Annotated in this window: 12 protein-coding genes and 2 pseudogenes; 8 read left to right on the top strand and 6 right to left on the bottom strand. The window is 72.3% G+C overall.

Annotated features, from left to right (window positions below; genetic code table 11):
• Window positions 1-92 precede the first annotated feature (92 nt).
• Window positions 93-398, top strand: coding sequence for a 4a-hydroxytetrahydrobiopterin dehydratase (locus ACFZDK_RS28105; RefSeq protein ID WP_390976699.1), 306 nt, complete (start codon window positions 93-95; stop codon window positions 396-398).
• A gap of 5 nt (window positions 399-403) precedes the next feature.
• Complete coding sequence (locus tag ACFZDK_RS28100; protein ID WP_390976698.1) at window positions 404-1207, top strand: methyltransferase domain-containing protein; 804 nt, start codon at window positions 404-406, stop codon at window positions 1205-1207.
• Here ACFZDK_RS28100 and ACFZDK_RS28095 read toward each other — a convergent pair.
• Window positions 1185-1652 carry a hypothetical protein gene (locus tag ACFZDK_RS28095; RefSeq protein WP_390976696.1) on the bottom strand — a complete coding sequence of 156 codons (468 nt, stop codon included), beginning with the start codon at window positions 1650-1652 and terminating at the stop codon, window positions 1185-1187. The two genes, ACFZDK_RS28100 and ACFZDK_RS28095, sit on opposite strands and share 23 nt — an antisense overlap.
• A complete protein-coding gene (locus tag ACFZDK_RS28090; protein ID WP_390976694.1) occupies window positions 1649-2128 on the bottom strand; it encodes a hypothetical protein in 480 nt (159 codons plus the stop codon). Before ACFZDK_RS28090 ends, ACFZDK_RS28095 begins: the two co-directional genes overlap by 4 nt.
• 63 nt (window positions 2129-2191) lie before the next feature.
• Here ACFZDK_RS28090 and ACFZDK_RS28085 point away from each other — a divergent pair, with 63 nt between their 5' ends.
• Window positions 2192-3175, top strand: a complete 984-nt coding sequence (locus tag ACFZDK_RS28085) for a WYL domain-containing protein (protein ID WP_390976692.1) — start codon at window positions 2192-2194, stop codon at window positions 3173-3175.
• 35 nt (window positions 3176-3210) lie between these two features.
• A pseudogene (locus tag ACFZDK_RS28080) lies at window positions 3211-3927 on the top strand (rhamnogalacturonan lyase); the annotation flags it as partial.
• Here the strand turns inward: ACFZDK_RS28080 and ACFZDK_RS28075 are convergent.
• A pseudogene (locus ACFZDK_RS28075) lies at window positions 3918-4634 on the bottom strand (xyloglucanase); the annotation flags it as partial. The pseudogenes ACFZDK_RS28080 and ACFZDK_RS28075 overlap by 10 nt on opposite strands.
• Before the next feature lie 280 nt (window positions 4635-4914).
• Window positions 4915-7851, bottom strand: coding sequence for a glycoside hydrolase family 48 protein (locus tag ACFZDK_RS28070; protein WP_390976690.1), 2937 nt, complete (start codon window positions 7849-7851; stop codon window positions 4915-4917).
• A gap of 261 nt (window positions 7852-8112) precedes the next feature.
• Here ACFZDK_RS28070 and ACFZDK_RS28065 point away from each other — a divergent pair, with 261 nt between their 5' ends.
• Complete coding sequence (locus ACFZDK_RS28065; RefSeq protein ID WP_390976688.1) at window positions 8113-9588, top strand: cellulose binding domain-containing protein; 1476 nt, start codon at window positions 8113-8115, stop codon at window positions 9586-9588.
• A 33-nt stretch (window positions 9589-9621) separates the two neighbouring features.
• Window positions 9622-11343 (top strand): glycoside hydrolase family 6 protein, encoded by a 1722-nt coding sequence (locus ACFZDK_RS28060; protein ID WP_390976686.1) that lies wholly within the window; start codon window positions 9622-9624, stop codon window positions 11341-11343.
• A gap of 29 nt (window positions 11344-11372) precedes the next feature.
• On the opposite strand, the gene ACFZDK_RS28055 is transcribed toward ACFZDK_RS28060, so the two are convergent.
• Entirely contained in the window at window positions 11373-12143 is a 771-nt protein-coding gene (locus ACFZDK_RS28055) for a phytanoyl-CoA dioxygenase family protein (RefSeq protein ID WP_390976684.1), read from the bottom strand.
• 123 nt (window positions 12144-12266) lie between these two features.
• Here ACFZDK_RS28055 and ACFZDK_RS28050 point away from each other — a divergent pair, with 123 nt between their 5' ends.
• Window positions 12267-13178, top strand: coding sequence for a methyltransferase domain-containing protein (locus ACFZDK_RS28050; protein ID WP_390976682.1), 912 nt, complete (start codon window positions 12267-12269; stop codon window positions 13176-13178).
• A 120-nt stretch (window positions 13179-13298) separates the two neighbouring features.
• Here ACFZDK_RS28050 and ACFZDK_RS28045 read toward each other — a convergent pair whose 3' ends face one another.
• A complete protein-coding gene (locus ACFZDK_RS28045) occupies window positions 13299-14564 on the bottom strand; it encodes a glycosyltransferase family 39 protein (protein ID WP_390976680.1) in 1266 nt (421 codons plus the stop codon).
• A gap of 299 nt (window positions 14565-14863) precedes the next feature.
• Here ACFZDK_RS28045 and ACFZDK_RS28040 point away from each other — a divergent pair, with 299 nt between their 5' ends.
• Window positions 14864-18244, top strand: a complete 3381-nt coding sequence (locus tag ACFZDK_RS28040; protein WP_390976678.1) for a hypothetical protein — start codon at window positions 14864-14866, stop codon at window positions 18242-18244.
• Window positions 18245-18288 lie beyond the last annotated feature (44 nt).

Genomic DNA, 18288 nt, shown 5'->3' with positions numbered 1-18288 from the left:
TGGTGACGGCGTGCGCACGACGCCCGCAGGGCCCGTCCATGGCAGGCTGACCCCACATACGCCCCCGTCGGACCAGGGAAGGAAGCCGCACCATGGCCGTCGCACCGCTGTCGCAGCAGGAGATCGAGGACCGGCTGACCGAGCTGCCGGGGTGGTCGCTGGACGGCGACCGGCTCGCCCGCGCCTACCGCCTCGACTCGCACTTCGCCGCCACCGCACTGGTCGTGCACATCGCCCGCATCCAGGACGAGCTCGACCACCACTCCGACCTCACCCTCGGCTACCACACCGTCACCCTCACCGTGAACACCCACAGCGTCGGCGGCGCCGTCACCACGCTGGACTTCGGACTCGCCCGCAGGGTGGAGGACATCGCCCCAGGTCACGGCGCACACTGAGCCGTGTGCTCGACTACGACAAAGAAGCCGAGGCCTACGACGCGTCGCGCGGCGGCGAAGCCCGCGCCGAGGCGGCCGCCGACGCCGTCCTCGGCCTGATCCCCGACAGCCCGGCAGGCCCCGGCGGCCCGGCAGGCCCCGGCAGCTCCGCTGCCCCCGACCGCTCCGGCCGTCTCCTCGACCTCGCCTGTGGCACCGGCATCGTCACCCGCCGCCTCGCCGCGGCCCGCCCCGCCCTCCAGGTCGTCGGAGCGGACCGCGCGCCCGGCATGGCACGGCGGGCGGCGGCCCGGCTGCCGGGGTCGATCGCGCTGGCCGACAGCCGTCAACTTCCCTTCAACGACGGCACGTTCGACGCCGTGACCACCGTCTGGCTGCTCCACCTCATAGCGGACACCGGCGAGGTCCGCGCGATCGTCTCCGAGTGCGCGCGCGTGCTGCGCCCCGGCGGGGTGTACGTCACGACCGTCGACAAGGCGGCCGCCCACGACGTCGGCAGCGACATCGACGCGGTCCTCGCGCCGCGCCCGCGCCGCCCGGTCACCGACGCCGCCGACGCCGTGACGGCACACGCGGCCGCCCACGGCCTGCTCCCCGCCGGACAGGCCGTTTTCACCGGCCGCGGCCAGGGCCGCAGCCCCCGCTCCACCATCGCCGACCTGCGGCGCGGCTGGTTCACGGTGCTGCGGCCCGGCGACCCCCGCGTCGAGGAGTTCGCCGCGCGGCTGGCGGCCCTGCCCGACCAGGACCGCCGCCGCCCCGACCCCTGCTTCGCCGTCCGGGCGTTCAGGAAACCGGCGGCCGGCTGAAGTCCATCGTCCAGTTGGTCACCCAGCTCTCCCCACCGTCCACCGAGAACGCCTGCTCCCAGCGCGCGCCGGTGGGGGAGACCTCCGACCACACGAACCGCACCCGGACGTCCCTCCCTTCATGCGTGTCGTCGCCGTAGAACTCCCCCCGGTCGCCCTCGAACCGCCCGACGACCGGCGGGAACAGCGTCCCGCTCCGGCTCGCCGCCCAGTTCAGCGACCACGCGTGGGTCTCCCGGTCGAAGAGTCGCAGGGTCGCGCCCTTCGCGCCCAGGGCCGGCATGTCGATCTCCTCGATGTTCGCGGCACCGTCGAACAGCGGCCGGCAGTGGCTGACGGCGGGGAACTCCTCCCAGTCGCCGTCCGGGGCCAGGAAGTCGGTCCGGCGGCGGTTGCGCACCTCCCAGTCGCCGTGCAGGAAGTCGAAGTCGTGCGGGCTGCTCATCGGTGGTCTCCTGTGGTTCCCTCGGGCAGTGAGTCGGCCAAGTAGGCGTCCAGGTCCGGGACTTCGGGCGCGAGCAGATGCCGTACCCAGGCGTCCCGTTCGTGCTGGATCGGCGGCAGCTCCCACACGCAGCCGATCCACGGCAGGTCGGGCCTGATGAAGTGGGCCGGGTCCGTGTCCGGGCAGCCGAGCGCCGGCTGGCCCGCCGAAGCGCCCTTGAAGTGCAGCACGTTGTCCCAGACCCAGCTGTAGGCGTTGAGGTAGGCGCCGGTGTCCCCGCCCCGGTGCAGGACCACGAAGGTCGCGGGCGGGGTGCCGTCCGGCTCCGGCAGCAGCTCGGGCAGGATCGCGTAGGCCGCCTTCTCCACCTCGGGCGCGATGCCCGCGGGGTCGGAGGTGACGTGGTAGCGCTTGACGCGCCGGCCGGCCACCTCGATCGGGGGCGGTACGGTCAGCAGCTTTTCCGTGAAGCTCATGGGCAGGACGCTAGGCCCGCTCCACTGACACCTTCTGTCAGTGGGAACCGGCACCCTGATGCGATGAAGTCCAGCCGGCTCGTCTCGATCCTCCTCCTGCTCCAGACCCGGGGCCGGATGACCGCCGCCCAGCTCTCCGAGGAGCTGGAGGTGTCCGTCCGCACGGTCTACCGGGACGTCGAGGCGCTGGGCGCGGCCGGCGTCCCGCTGTACGGCGACGCGGGCCACGCCGGCGGCTACCGCCTCCTCGACGGGTGGCGCACCCGTCTCACCGGCCTCACCACGGGGGAGGCCGAGGCCCTCTTCCTGGCCGGCGCCCCCGGCCCCGCCGCCGACCTCGGGCTCGGCCCGGTCCTTGCCGCCGCCCAGCTCAAGGTCCGCGCCGCCCTGCCGCCGGAGCTGCGCGCCCACGCCGACCGGATCAGCGGCCGCTTCCATCTCGACGCCCCCGGCTGGTACGCGGACGGCGACGAGGCGCCGTACCTCCCGGCGGTCGCCGACGCGGTCTGGAACAGCCGGGTCCTGCAGGTCCGTTACCGCCGCTGGGCCGAACCCACCGACGTGGACCGCCGCCTGGAACCGTACGGACTCGTCCTGAAGGCCGGCCGCTGGTACGTGGTCGCGGGCCCGGGCCCCCGCACCTTCCGCGTCGACCAGATCCTCGAACTCAGCGCCTCCGGCGAGAAGTTCACCCGCCCCGACGACTTCGACCTGGCCGCGTACTGGGCGGCCTACCAACGCGACTTCCACGACCGGCTGTTCCGCGGCGAGGCCCTGGTCCGGCTGGCGCCGGGGGTGACCCTCCCGAGGGCGGAGCCGGTCGGGACGACCGTGCCCCTCCCGCGAGCGGAGCCGGTCGGGACGACCGACGCCTGGACACTCGCCCGGGTCCCCGTCGAGTCGGCCGACCACGCCGTAGCCGAATTCCTGCGCCTCGGCACGGACATCGAGGTCCTGGGCCCGCCCGAGCTGCGCGAACGCATCGCCCGGACGATCGCCGAACTGGCCGAAAGATACGGCAACGCCGAGCCGGACGGCGGCCACTGAGAGGGGAATCCGTCCGCCCCGCCGGAGGTACCCCCGTGCAGCACCCGCATCGCAGACGCCGTTCCGCCGCGCTGTCGGCACTGACCGCCGCGGCCGCCCTGATCGCCGCCGGCCTCACCGCCCTCACCACGACGACCCCCGCCGAAGCGGCCACCGCCCGTCAGGTCGAAGCCCTGGACCGGGGCGTGGTCAGCGTCCACACCGACGCCGGCAACCTGGTCAGCTGGCGCTGGCTGGGCACCGACCCCGACGACGTCTCCTTCAACGTCTACCGCGCCGGTACCAAGGTCAACTCGACCCCGGTCACCGGCTCCACGAACTACTTCCACTCCGGCGCCCCGGCCCAGGCCGACTACACGGTCCGCGCGATCGTGAACGGCGTCGAACAGGCCGACTCGGTCCACGCGATCCAGTTCCGCGCCGGCTACAAGGACGTCCCCATCACCCCGCCCGCCGGCGGCAACACCCCCGACGGCGTCTCCTACACCTACGAGGCCAACGACGCCTCCGTCGGCGACCTCGACGGCGACGGCCAGCTGGACTTCGTCCTCAAGTGGCAGCCCACCAATGCCAAGGACAACTCCCAGTCCGGCTACACCGGCGACACCGTCCTCGACGGCGTCAAACTCGACGGCACCCGCCTGTGGCGCATCGACCTGGGCCGGAACATCCGCTCCGGCGCCCACTACACCCAGTTCCAGGTCTACGACTACGACGGCGACGGCAAGGCCGAGGTCGCCATCTGCGTCGCCGTACCCGCCGTCCCCGTCGACTCGTCGAAGGTGACCCAGACGATGCCCTGGTTGTCGGAGGCGTAGCCGGTGGTGTCGGTCGAATCCTGCACGTAGTTACCGACGTTGGGGAAGTTCGTGACCTGCGACCAGGTCACCCCCGAGTCCGTCGACCGCCACAGCCCCTTGCCGCTCGGGGCGCCCAGGTACAGCACGCTGTCCTTGTTCGGGTCGATCGCCAGCCGCTCGCCCATGCCCCGGCCCGGCATGTTGCCGCCCAGCTTGAAGGGCAGATCGGTCTTCTGCCAGCCGGCGCCCCGGTCGGCGGAGCGCAGCACCGCGCCGTTCGTCGGGTCCCAGCTGTTGGTGTACGTCCCGACGGCCGCGTACACCTTGTCCGGGGCGACCGGGTCGGAGGCCAGGCTCACCACACCCGTGTGCCCCCACTCGTCCCAGCCGACCGGGTCCAGCAGCGGCGTCCAGGTCTTCGTCGACTCCGACCAGCGGTACGCACCGCCGATGTCGGTGCGGGCGTAGGCGAGGTTCTTCTCGGTGCGGTTGAAGACGATCCCGGGGACGAATCCACCGCCGTCGATCCGGGCGTTGTTCCAGGTGTAGGTGTCGGCGGCGAGTGCCCCCCGCGGGGCGGCGGCGAGTGCGGGCGGGGTGCCCACGATCAGACCGGCCGCGAGGGCCAGCACGGCGGTGAGGATGCGGGTTCTTCGCACGGGGTTCCTTTCCAGGAAGGCAAGCGCTTTCTGTCCGGTGTGAGAGATGCCGGGCGACCCCCTGTGCGGGTGGGGATCGCCCGGCGGTCGGTCCCACCGTCAGGTGGCGGGACCACGCACGCGGAGCTCTTTCGGACGGTTCCTCGGGAGAGACGGTGCCCACAGCGCCCCGAAAGGGGCGCGGGACTGCGTTTGATATGCGGCTACCGCCGCGCGGGCGCGACCAGCCGAAACGGACCGCAGCCGACACACGCCCCACCCGCGGAGCGCCCGGCGGGGGCTATTCGAGAAGCTCCGCGTACGACCCCATGGCCAAGGCGATGTCCGCCTGGGCCCAGAACCGGTGATACGTGAAGACAGGCGCGGCCCCGCCCGCCAGATAACTCTCGATCTTCGACCAGGCGGGATCGTCCTGGTAGAAGCTCCGCAGCGACGCGAACGTCGACGACGAGTTGATCGCGTCCCCGTTCGGCATCTTCCCGGACCACCCGCTCGGCACGTACACCGTGTCGTCGAACCGGTTGTAGTCGGCCCGCGTCTCCGGCACCGCGATCCCCAGGCTGTCCTGGTAGTGGCCCCACATGCCGTCGAGCAGCGCCTTGGCCGTCGACTTCGCCGTCGCGTCACCGGACTTGGCGGCGTAGTACGTCAACGTCTTGGCGTACGCGGCCGCCACGCCCACGTCGTTCGTGTAGTCGGCGACGGTCACATGAAGTCCGCTGTTCGAACCCGGACTTGACGCGTTCCAGGTGTCGGGCTGGCCCGACCACTGGAGCGTCGACGGGATCTGGTACGTGCCGTCCGGGTTGATGGTCGTCTTGGACACCGCCCAGGCCACCCACTTGTCGAGGATCGCCTTGGCCGTCGCGTTCCCGGTCTGCTGGTAGTACTCGGCAACCCGCTCCATCGACCAGGCCTGGAAGCCGAACCACTGGTTGGAGGGCGGGTCGTGGTACACCGGTTCCCAGTCGTAGTACATGCCGTAGAACGTCGACGTACCGGACGGCGGGCTCGCGTACCGCCCCTGCCAGCTGTTGGTCGCGCCACCGGCGATCGCGCCCTCGGACGACTGCAGCCAGCGGTAGAACTCCAGCTGCCGGGTGAGCGAGGTGCCCCAGTCCGAGGCCCCCGTGGCCGACTTGGGCTTCAGATCGGCGTACGAGCTGAGCGCATACGCGGCGAGCGGGTTCTGATAGCCCCCGTGCACATGGCTCGACCCGATCCGCCACGCCCAGCCCGCGCTGGTGTCGGTCGCCCCGCCCCACGCGTAGTACCAGGACAGCAGATAGTCCGAGGCGTCCTTGCCGGTGCCGGCCGCACAGGTCGTCGGCCCGACACAGTTGCCGATCTTCTTGAAGTACTTGTCGTACATGGCGTAGCGCAGATAGTCGCCCATCTTCGCCGCCTTGCCCACGGTGGCGGAGACGTCGCTGCCCTTGCCCTGCTGCTTGGCCCACACGTCCGCCCAGTACGCGGCCTGCACCGCACGCGCGTCGGCGTCCGGGGCGTCCGTGTACTTCCACTGCTTGGCGTAGGACGAGTCGCCCGTGAAGAGGTCCAGGTAGCCGTTGGTGCCGCCGTACTTGAAGGCGTCGCAGGTCGGCTGCGGAACCGTCTCCCACACCGACTCCTGCGCACCGCGCTGGAAGGTGTTGATGTACGACGGACCGTCGGCCGTCGGCCCCGCCTCGCAGCCGCCGCCCGGCGTGTCACCGTAGCCGTAGACGTTGTCGACGTCCTGCAGCCAGTGCATGCCGTAGACGTCGTCGGTGCCGTACGCGCTCTTCAGTTCGGCGGCGATGGGATCCGATCCCACCGACACCGACGTGTCCAGCTTCGCCGGGTACTCGTTCGGGGTGTCCAGCTCCGGCGCGTACGTGGCCGGTTTGGACGCGTTGTAGAAGGAGTTGGTCGGCTGGTCGGCGTGGGTCGGGATCATGTACTTCTCCATGAGGGCCCACGCGCCGTTGAACTTGGACCAGTCACCGGTGACCTTGCCGTACATGGCCTGCAGCCAGAGAAGGTAGCTGTATGCCTCGGAGGTGGTCTCGTGGCCCTGGTCGGGGGCCTCGACGATCAGCGTCTCCACCGAGTGGTAGGGGATGCCCTCGGGGGAGAAGTAGCCGTTCGCCGGGTTGGTGATCTTCCCGTAGAGGTCCAAGAAGCGCGCGTCGTACGCCTTCGACGCGGCCAGTTCCGTCACGGTGACCGTCGCGCCGGTGTAGCCGGTCGCGGACGCCGTGAAGGTCGCGGTGCCGGTGCCGGAGGAGTCCGCCGCGATGGTCACGTTCTGCGCGGTGCTCCAGTTGGACGGAGTGAACGTGAGCGGCGAACCGGCGCTCACCGAAAGGCCGGTGTTGCCGCTCGCGCGGGCCACGGACACCGTCACATTCGCGCTCGGCTGCTTCGACAGGCTCACCCCGAAGGTGCCCGTCGCACCCTGCTGGATGCCCAGCTGGGTCGGCGAGGCCACCAGCGCGGGGCCCGAGGCGACCGTGATGCCCACCGGCGTCGAGGACGCGGAAGCGCCCAGGCTGTCGTACGCCTTCGCCACCAGGGAATGACTGCCCACGGTCAAACTCGAGACCGAGAGCGAGTACGGCGACGAGGTGTCGGTCCCCAGCAGTGTGGTGTCGTCGTAGAACTCCATCTTGCTGATCGTCGCGCCGTCGGCCGCCGCCGCGGTCGCCGCCAGCGGCACCGCGTCGCCCTGGGTGTACACCGCGCCCGCGGTCGGGCTGGTCAGCACGGTGACCGGGGGCTGGTGCGCGCCGGCGCAGGTGGTGCCGTTGATCGCGAAGCTCGTCGGGGCCGTGTTGCCGCCGGTGTACGAGAACTGGGCGCCCGTCGACACGGCGGCGCCCGCCGCGATCGTGCCGTTGTACGACGCGTTCTGCACCGTGATCGAGGTGCCGGACTGGGACCAGGTGCCGTTCCAGCCGTTCGACAGCCTCTGGTTGCCCGTGTACGCGTACGTCAGCGTCCAGCCGTTGATCGCGTCCGTACCGCGGTTGGTGATCGTGAGGTCGGCGGTGAAGCCGGTGCCCCAGTCGTTGGTCTTGTAGTCGACGCTGCACTGGACCGTCGCCGCCTGGGCGGGCGTCGTTCCGGTGGCGAGCATCGACAGCGGCAGGGCGAGGGCGGCGACGACCGCCGTCCACAACCGGCGCACGGCTCTGCGCCGCCGCCCGGTACCTCCGGGATGTGCGGGATGCATGTGCTGGTTCCTCCTTGCGCTTGCGGCTCGGGGAGAAGTCAAGGCTTGAACCAGTGGGAGCGCTCCCATAGTGGAGACGTGGCATGGTGCGGTCAAGGCAGTTGAAGAGTCGAAAAGATTCGACGGAGGCCGCTGGAGAAAAGTCAAGCAACTCCCCTGTTCTTTGCAGTCGCTTGGCGCTACCTTCCTTCGCACCAGTGGGAGCGATTCCGTTCAGTCGACGCGTCCGTCACGACGCGCCCGAGCTGCAAGGAGTCGCTCATGCGACACCCCCCGCGTTCAGTTCTTTTAGCCGTCACCGGTGCGGTCGCCCTCGTCGGGTCCGCGCTGGTACCGGTGGTGTCGGCGTCCGGTGCGACGCCGGCGTGCACGGTGCAGTACACGGTCACCAGCCAGTGGGACACCGGCTTCCAGGGCTCCGTGACCATCACCAACAACATGGCCGCCATGAGCAGTTGGAGCCTGGGCTTCGACTTCGCGAACGGTCAGAAGGTCACCCAGGGCTGGAGCGCCAAGTGGTCCCAGTCCGGTACGACGGTCACCGCCGCGAACGAGAGCTGGAACGGCTCCCTCGGCACCGGCGCGAGCGTCAGCGCCGGGTTCCTCGGCTCCTGGTCGGGGAGCAATGCCGTACCGACGGCCTTCAGGCTCAACGGCACGACCTGCAATGTGGACACGGAGCCCACCCCGACTCCGACGCCCACCGAACCGCCCGCCACCGGATCGGCCCCGGCCCTGCACGTCTCCGGCACCAAGCTGGTGGACGCCGAGGGCACGGCCCACCGCCTGCTCGGGGTGAACCGCTCCGGCGGCGAGTTCATGTGCGTGCAGGGGTACGGGATCTGGGACGGCCCGGTCGACGACGCGGCGATCAAGGCGATCGCCGACTGGAAGGCCGACGCGGTCCGCATCCCGCTCAACGAGGAGTGCTGGCTCGGCCTGTCCAACGTCAAGTCCGAGTACGGCGGCGCCCATTACATCAACGCCGTCAAGGACCTGGTGGCCCGTGTCGAGTCGTTCGGCATGACGCCGATCCTGGAACTCCACTGGTCCTACGGCCAGTACACCGGTAACTCGGCGGGCTGCTCCGACGTGCACGCCACCTGCCAGAAGCCGATGCCGGACGCCCAGTACACCCCGTCCTTCTGGTCCTCGGTGGCCGGTACCTTCAAGGACGACCCGGCGGCCGTGTTCGACCTGTTCAACGAGCCGTACCCGGACCGGGCGACCTCGACGACCACCCAGGCCTGGGAGTGCTGGCGCGACGGCGGCACCTGCTCCGGGATCGGCTACCAGGTCGCCGGCATGCAGGACCTGGTGGACAGCATCCGGGGCGCCGGCGCGAAGAACGTCATCATGATCGGCGGGCTGGCGTACTCCAACGACCTCAGCCAGTGGCTGACGTACAGGCCCACCGACCCGGCCGGCAATCTCGTCGCCGCGTACCACGTCTACAACTTCAACACCTGCGCCAGTGAGAGCTGCTGGAACTCCACCCTGGCCCCGGTCGCGGCCCAAGTGCCGCTGGTCGCCGGGGAGATCGGCGAGAACACCTGCTCGCACGCCTTCGTGGACCAGGTCATGAAGTGGTTCGACGACCGCGGTCTCTCCTACCTGGGCTGGACCTGGAACACCTGGGACTGCTCCTCCGGCCCCTCCCTGATCTCCGACTACAGCGGTACGCCCACGGCGTACGGCGCCGGACTGCGCGACCACCTGCAGGCGATCAACCCGTAAGCACGCCCACCGAAGAAGAAGGAACCCGCACTCATGAGTCGTACCAGAACAGCGGTACTCGCCGCCCTGGCGCTCGTCGCCGGGGTGTCCGGGCCCGCGGTCGCCGTGACCCCGTCCTCCGAGGCGGCGGTCTCCGCGATCCCCTGCACCGTCGACTACAAGATCCAGAACGACTGGGGCGCCGGCTTCACCGCCGCCGTCACCGTCACCAACAACTCGGCTGCGAAGTCGAGTTGGGCGGTGAAGTGGTCGTACGCCGGGAACCAGCAGGTGACCAGCTACTGGAACAGCAAGATCGCGCAGAGCGGCACCGCCGTGACCGCGAGCAACGAGACCTACAACGGCACCCTGGCGACCGGCGGTTCGGTCAGCTTCGGGTTCAACGGGTCGTACAGCGGGACGAACGCGATCCCGACCGCCTTCACCCTCGACGGCGTCACCTGCAACGTCGACGACGGCAGCGGCGGTGGCGGCGGCGGGGGCAACGGCGGCGGCTCCGGGACCCGTGTCGACAACCCGTACTCCGGCGCCAAGGTGTACGTGAACCCGGAGTGGTCGGCGAAGGCAGCCGCAGAGACGGGCGGCAGCCGGATCTCCAACCAGCCCACCGGCGTCTGGCTCGACCGGATCGCCGCGATCAACGGCACCAGCACCAGCATGGGACTGCGCGCCCATCTGGACGCGGCGCTCGCCCAGAAGGGCAGCGGCGAGGAGGTCGTCCAGCTGGTCGTCTACGACCTGCCCGGACGGGACTGCGCGGCTCTCGCCTCGAACGGCGAGCTCGGCGCGACGGAGATCGACAAGTACAAGACGCAGTTCATCGACCCGATCGCGGCGATCCTCTCCGACAGCAAGTACGCCTCGCTGCGGATCGTCACCACCATCGAGATCGACTCGCTGCCCAACCTGGTCACCAACACCGGCAGCCGGGCCACCGCCACCGCCAACTGCGACACCATGCTCGCCAACGGCAACTACGTGAAGGGCGTGGGCTACGCGCTCGCCAAGCTCGGCGCGATCCCGAACGTCTACAACTACCTCGACGCCGGCCACCACGGCTGGCTGGGCTGGGACGACAACTTCGCCCCGGCGGCCACCCTGTTCAAGCAGGCGGCCACCAGCGAGGGCTCGACCGTCGACGACGTGGCCGGGTTCATCACCAACACGGCCAACTACAGCGCCCTGAAGGAGAACAACTTCACCATCAACGACTCGGTGAACGGCACCTCCGTCCGCCAGTCCAAGTGGGTGGACTGGAACCGCTACGTCGACGAACTCTCCTTCGCCCAGGCCTTCCGCACCCAGCTGGTCTCGGTCGGCTTCAACTCCGGCATCGGCATGCTGATCGACACCTCCCGCAACGGCTGGGGCGGCAGCGCCCGTCCGGCCGGCCCCGGCCCGACGACCAGCGTGGACGCGTACGTCGACGGCGGGCGCTACGACCGCCGGATCCACGTCGGCAACTGGTGCAACCAGGCCGGAGCCGGCCTCGGCGAGCGCCCGCAGGCCAGCCCGGCGACCGGGATCGACGCCTACGTCTGGATGAAGCCGCCGGGCGAGTCCGACGGCTCCAGCAGCGCCATCCCGAACGACGAGGGCAAGGGCTTCGACCAGATGTGCGACCCGACGTACACGGGCAACGCCCGCAACGGCAACAACATGTCCGGCGCCCTGCCGAACGCGCCGCTGTCCGGGCACTGGTTCTCCGCCCAGTTCCAGCAGCTGATGGCCAACGCCTACCCGCCGCTGTCGTAGCGACCGGGTGAGGTGGGGGTCCGCCGGGGTCAGCCCGTCAGGGACAGGCCCCGGCGGACCGCGCGCTCGACCGGCGAGTGGTTGCCGTCCGGCCGGTCCAGCTCCAGCGGTGCCCTCAGGTACAGCGGGGGCTGGGCCAGGAAACGGGGACGGGAGCCGTGATGGGGCTGGGCGGCATGGACCAGGAAGGGATGGCAGAGGTAGACGTCGCCCGGGCGCCCGGTGGCGTAGGCGAGCGGGCGGTGCGCGGAGGCCGCGTCGAGCTTCGGGCCGAGCTCGTGGAGGGTGGCGCCCTGCTCGCCGTACGGCTCCAGGATCCGCGGCACGTCCAGGTGCGAGCCGACCCGGATGCGGGTCGGCGCGTCCTCCTCGGTCACCTCGCTGAACAGGAACAGCATCAGCAGCGCCCGCTCACGGGACCACAGGTTGGCGTACCAGTCGGTGGCCCCCTCCGGCATGAAACTGGTGTCGATGTGCCAGCCCGCGTCGTCCGGCTCCTCCTCGTGCGGGAACCGCAGCGGGAAGGCGCCCAGCGAGTAGCGTGGATCCCAGCGGCGCTCACCGACCAGCAGGTCGAACGCGTCGTGCAGGGCCTGGGAGTTGGGGGCGGCGGCGAAGGGGCCGTCCGCCTTGCCGGCCACCCAGACCACGGGGTCCTTCCAGGTGCCCGGGTCCTCGGGGTCGTATCCCGTCTCCCGCCAGAGCAGCCGGGCGCACCCCTCGGCGACGCGCGCCGGGAACGCGCTCTCGATCTTCACGAAACCGTCGGTCAGGAAGCGCTCGACCAGGTCGTCGTCCATGCGGCCATCGTGGCCCGGCCGTCTTGCCGTACGCATCCGGTTTTTTGCCGCACCGGCAACAGGACTGGCCTCCGGCCGGTGCGTCGGCGCACGCTGACGGCACCCGGACGAGAGGCTGAGCCCATGGCGCACGACCACCACCACCAGCACACCGAGACCAAGACCCACACCCACACCCACGATCACTCCCACACGGACATCGACTGGGCCGAGATGGCCGGTCACCTGGAGTCGCAGGCGGAGCTCTTCGCCCCCCTCTACGAGAACGCCCTGGGCTGGCTCGGCAAGGAGGTCACCGAGCCGGGGCTGATCGTCGACCTGGGCAGCGGGCCCGGGGTGGTGTCGTGTCTGTTCGCCGAGGTCTTCCCGGGGGCGCGGGTGCTGGCCGTGGACGGCAGCGAACCGCTCCTCGAGCGGGCAACGGCCCGCGCCGAGCGGCAGGGCGTGGCCGACCGATTCGGTGTGCTCGCCGGTGAACTCCCGGGCGTGCTGGACGAGTTGGACTATCCGGCGGATCTGCTCTGGGCCGGGCACAGCCTGCACCACCTCGGCGACCAGCGGGCCGCGCTCACCGCCTTCGCCGAGCGGCTGGCCCCCGGCGGCACCCTGGCCATCCTGGAGGGCGGCCTGCCCAGCCGCTTCCTGCCCCGGGACATCGGCATCGGCCGGCCCGGGCTGCAGGCGCGGCTGGACGCGCTGCTGGAGGGGTGGTTCGAGCAGATGCGCACCGACCTGCCCGGCTCGGTCACCGAGGCCGAGGACTGGCCCGCGTTGCTCGGCTCCGCCGGGCTCAAGTACACCCGCAGCCGCAGCTTCCTCATCGACCTGCCCGCCCCGGCCTCCGACCGGGCCCGCGCCTACGCCACCGAGATCTTCTCCCGGCTGCGGGACACGGTCGGCGAGGGCCTCGACGCCGACGACCGCACCACCCTGGACCGCCTCCTCGACCCGGCCGACCCGGCGAGCCTGCAGCGCAGGTCGGACCTGTTCGTCCTCGGTGCCCGGACGGTGCACACGGCCGTGCGGCCTGCTTGAGCGGTCCGCCGGAAGCCGCCGTGATGGCCGTCGTGCGGCCGCGGCGCCGTTGTGGCCGGTCGCGCCCACGCGGCGGTAGCCGCATATGCAATACAGCCCCGCACCTCTTTGGGGCGCTGCTCAGCAGCGGCGTGCGTACACGCTCACGCGCGCCCCGTGCACCGTACGTGTCCCGCACTCCTCGAAACGTTCGGCGAGGATCCTGCGCTTCACCACTTCGCCGGGTGTCGTGTCCAGTGGCTGCCCCGCCGGATCCCGCAGGACGACGATCCGGTGGGCGGTGCGCAGCCGGGCGCGGAGCACGGACGGGTCGGCCTCCGTGCCGTAGAGCGTGCCGGAGGCCGCCGGGGTGCGTTCCAGGGCGAGGTCGCGCAGGCCGCGTACGGTGCCCGGGTCGGCGAGGGACCACACCCGGCGGCGTGCGGGCAGGTAGAGGATGCCGTCGGCGCCCTCGCCCGCCGTGCGGACGGCCGCGCCGATGGCGGTGACGTCGTCCAGGCGGCTGCCGGGGGTGCGCAGATGCACGGTGACGGGGAGCAGCGCGACGATCGCCGCCGCGGCGGCGAGCAGCGCGGCCGCCCGGCGGGCGCCGCCGGCCCGGGTCAGCCGGTCCAGTGCGGCGCTGATCAGCAGGGCGGTGCCGGCCTGGCCGTAGAGGACGTACCGGTCGACGTACAACGGCTTGACCAGCGACACCAGCATCAGCAGGCCGGCCGGGAGCACGGCCAGCGGCAGAGCGAGGCGGACGACGGGCTTCGGCAGGAACGGCGCGGCGGCGCACCCGGGCACCACCACCGCGGCGAAGCCCAGCAGCGCCCCGGTCCCCAACCCGCCGATCCACGCCACCTGCGCCGACTGCCGCATGCTCAGCACGGCCAGGGGTGCCAGCGCGCCGACGACCGCGCACGCCGTCCTCGCCCAGGCGCGCCGCGCCTCGCGCGGTACGGCCACGGCGTGCGCGGCGAGCACCAGTACCGCGAACTCGTGCAGCAGGCAGGCGGCCAGCAGGACAGCGCCGTAGCCGGCCCAGGCGCGGGTGGTTCGGATGTCCACGGCCCGGATCAGCAGGTACGACGACCACACCACCAGCGCGCAGACCAGCGCGTACGACCTGCCCTCCTGCGCGTACCGCTGGACCGGCGGCAGCACCGCGAACGCCAGGCCGGCGAGCAGCCCGGTCCGTGGTCCCGCCAGCCGGGTGCCGAGCAGCGTGAGCAGGCCGGCCGTGACGGCGGTGGCCAGGACGGCGGGCAGCCGCAGCAGGACGAGCGGGTCGGTGCCTTCGAAGAGGCGGAACAGGGCGTGGGTGAGGAGGTAGTAGAGGCCGTGGACGGCGTCGACCTGCTCCAGGGCGTGCGCCAGGTCGGGGGGCCTGCGCTGTGCCATGTCATAGGTCACCACCTCGTCCCGCCAGATGCTGCCGCCGCGTCGCAGGCCCCACAGGCCCAGTGCCAGAGAGACGGCGACCGGGCCGAGGGCGTGGACCGGGCGGCGCCGTGCGGGAGCCGGGACGGCCGGGGGTGCGGTACGCGGGGCGTGGAGGGTGGCGATGACGGGCTCCGGTGCAGGTCGGGGGCGGGTGCACCGGCGAGTTCAGCGGCCGTCGGATTGATGGGCAGCCCCGAACCGGCCCCGCTATCAATTCCGGTTAGGTTGGGGCGGGTTGCTGTCGACGGGAGACGTGGATGGGGCGCAGGGAGAAACCGCTGGACCCGGCGGCGGGGGCGGTGCAGCGGTTCGCCTTCGAGCTGCGCAAACTGCGGGACGAGGCGGGTACGCCGACCTATCGGGCGATGGGGCTGCGGGCCGGGTACTCGGGTCCCACGCTCTCCGCGGCGGCCGCCGGGGAACGGCTGCCCACCCTCCCGGTGGCGGTCGCGTACGCCGTCGCGTGCGGCGGCGACCCCGAGGAGTGGGAGCGGCGCTGGCGGGCGGCCGCCGCCGAGGCCGCGGGCACGCAGGTCGCCGAGGACGACGAGCGCGGTCCCTATCCGGGGCTCGCCCGGTTCGAGACGGGCGACCGGGAGCACTTCCACGGCCGGGACGACCTGGTCGCCGACCTGGTCGCGCACACCCGGCGCTTCCGGTTCGGCGCGGTGGTCGGCGCCTCGGGGAGCGGCAAGTCCTCACTGCTGCGGGCCGGGCTGATCCCCGCCCTGCGGGAGGCGGCGGACGCGGAGCGCTGGCCCGCCGCCATCCGGATCCTCACCCCGGGCGCCCGTCCCGCCCGCACCCACGAGGCCCTGCTCACCCCGCACGACGCCCCCGGCGACACGCTACTCGTCGTCGACCAGTTCGAGGAGGTCTTCGCGCTCTGCGCCGACCCCGCCGAACGCGAGCTGTTCATCGGCCGGTTGCTGGCCGCCGACCCCCGGCTGCGCGTACTGCTCGCCGTACGCGCCGACTTCTACGCGCACTGCGCCGAACACCCGGGTCTCGCCGAGGCGTTGCGCGAGACCACGCTGCTGGTGGGCCTGATGCCGCCGCACCGGCTGCGGGAGGCGGTGGTCCGGCCCGCCGCCGCCCGGCAGCACGTCGTCGAACGCGCCCTGACCGCCCGGATCGTCGCCGACGTCAGCGGAGAGCCCGGCGGACTGCCGCTGATGGCCCACGCCCTGCGCGAGGTCTGGCGCCGGCGCACCGCCAAGACCCTCACCCTCGCCGCCTACGAGGCGGTCGGCGGGGTACGGGGCGCCGTCGCCCACACCGCCGAGGACCTCCACGGCCGCTGCACCCCGGCCGAGGCCGCCGCCCTCCGCGCCCTGCTGCTGCGCCTGGTCAACCCCGGCGACGGCACCGGCGACACCCGCCGCCCGGCCCGTCGCGCCGAACTCGGCACCGACCCCGTCACCGCCCGCGTTCTCGAACGACTCGTCCGGGCCCGGCTGCTGACCGTCGACGACGACACGGTCGACCTCGCTCACGAGGCCCTGCTCGCCGCCTGGCCCCGGCTGCGCGGCTGGATCGACGCCGACCGCGAACGCCTGCGCGCCCACCGCCGGCTCACCGAGGCGGCGGCCGCCTGGGCGGAGCTGGGGAGGGACGCGGGGGCGCTGTACCGGGGGGTGCGACTGACTCAGGCCCGGGAGGTCTTCGCCGAAGAGGGGTCGTACCAGGGGGAGTTGAGTGTGCCGGAGCGGGAGTTCCTGGCGGCGAGCGTCGCGTCGTACGACCACGGACGGCAGGCCGCCGTCCGGGCGGGGCGCCGGCTGCGGGCGCTGACCGGCGCGCTCGCGGTGCTGCTGTGTCTGGCCCTGGCGGCGGGTGCCGTGGCCTGGCGGCAGAGCGGGGTCAGCGCGCGGCAGCGGGACCAGGCCGAGGCCCGCCGGGTGGCCGCCCTCGTGGACGGCCTGCGCACCTCCGAACCGCGCATGGCGATGCAACTGGCCCTGGCCGCCTGGCGCACGGCCGACCTGCCGGAGACCCGGCAGGCGCTGCGGTCGGCCGTCGCGCAGAGCGAACTGGACGTGTTCACCCAGCCCGAGGAGGGCGGCCGGGCGCTGAACGCGCCCGCCTGGCTCAGCACGGACGGGCGGATCCTGACAACGGTGGCCCACGACCGGGCCGTGCAGTGGGACGTTCCCACCCACCGGCGCCTCCGCTCGGTGGACCGGCCCGGCCTGTCCGAGAGCGTGGTCGCGGTCAGCGACGACGGCCGGCTGATCGCCTACCGGGCGCCCGGCGGCTCCGGCACGGTGATCCGTTCGCTCGCCGACGGCCGCACCCGGCGGCTGGCGACCGGCCCCTGGCGGGACACCGAGGGGGAGTTCGGGCCGCGCGGACACACCTTCCTCGTCCGGCGCCTCGCCCCCGACCCCGGCGGGGACCGCGCCACCCTGGACCTGTGGGACGTGGACCGGCAACGCCCGCTCCACCACTCCCCGGACGGCGAGGACGACGGCCCGCTGCCGCCGCTCAGCCCCGACGAGCGCCATCTCGCCTGGTGCGGACAGGACGACTCCCGGCTGCGTGTCCTCGACCTCGCCACCGGCCGCCTGCTCGGCACCCGCCCGCCCCGGGACACCGAGAAGCTGCTCTGCCAGGGCGAGGAGGTCGTCTTCACCCCGGACGGCGACGCCGTGGCGGCCGCCACCCCGGAGGGCGTCGTGACCTGGGACTTCCGCACCGGCCGGGAACGCCCCCGGCTGCCGCTCGCCGACGGCGCGCAGTCCGTCGTCTTCCAGGGCGCCTACGCCCTGACCTGGACCTCCGGCTCCTTCGCCCTGTGGCGCACGGACCTCCCGGCCCCCGCCGCCGACAGCGTCCGCACGCCCCTGCTCACCTTCCCGGCGGCCGGCTCGTCCGTCGGCGGGCTCCGGCTGGACCCGGCGGCGGGTGTCCTGCGCTCTCTCGAAGGCGGCCGGACCAGCTCCGTGCACACCCTCTCCCTGCACGGGCTGCTGGGGGCGGGCTGGCAGCGGAAGCCGACAGCCCAGGCCGCGTTCGACAGCCGCGGCAGGCCGGTGACGGCCCATGAACCGCCGGTCGTCCACGGGGAGCGGACGCTCGCGGCCGACGCCACCGGCCGGACCGCGCTCACCCACGAGGGCGGGCTGGTGGACGTCCCGACCGGCAGGCGGCGGACGGGCGGAGTGACCGGCGAGGACCTGCTGCGCACCGCTGTCTTCAGTCCCGACGGCCGCCTGCTCTCCGCCGAGGACACGAACGGCCGCCTCACCCTGTGGGACGCCCACACCTGGCGCCGGCTCGCGGTGCTCAGACCGTCCGGTGACACCGTGGTCGACTCGGCACTCGCCTTCTCCGCCGACGGGTCACTGTTCGCGGCGAGCACCGCCGACGGTTCCGCGCAGGTGTGGGAGACGGACCGCACCCGGCTGCCCCCGGCGACGGTACCGGCCGGTGACGGCCCGGTTCTCGCGCTCGGATTCACCGCCGGGGCACGGGAGTTGCGCATCGCCACTCCTCATCTCGCCGACCGGGGCGTCCCGTTGCGGCCCGAGGAGGGCGCGGCCGAGCTGTGCGACCGGGCGCGCGGCGGTCTGACGCGGGCGGGGTGGCGGCAGTACCTGTCCTCCGTGCCGTACCGCGACACCTGCGGTACTTGACATCGAGAGCGCTCCAAGTGATGGACTCCCGTCGATCACCGAAC

This window comes from Streptomyces sp. NPDC007901 (genome assembly GCF_042959465.1).
Taxonomy (GTDB): domain Bacteria; phylum Actinomycetota; class Actinomycetes; order Streptomycetales; family Streptomycetaceae; genus Streptomyces.
Note: the sequence above shows the minus strand (reverse complement) of the source record. Positions and strands in the feature narration are given on the sequence as shown.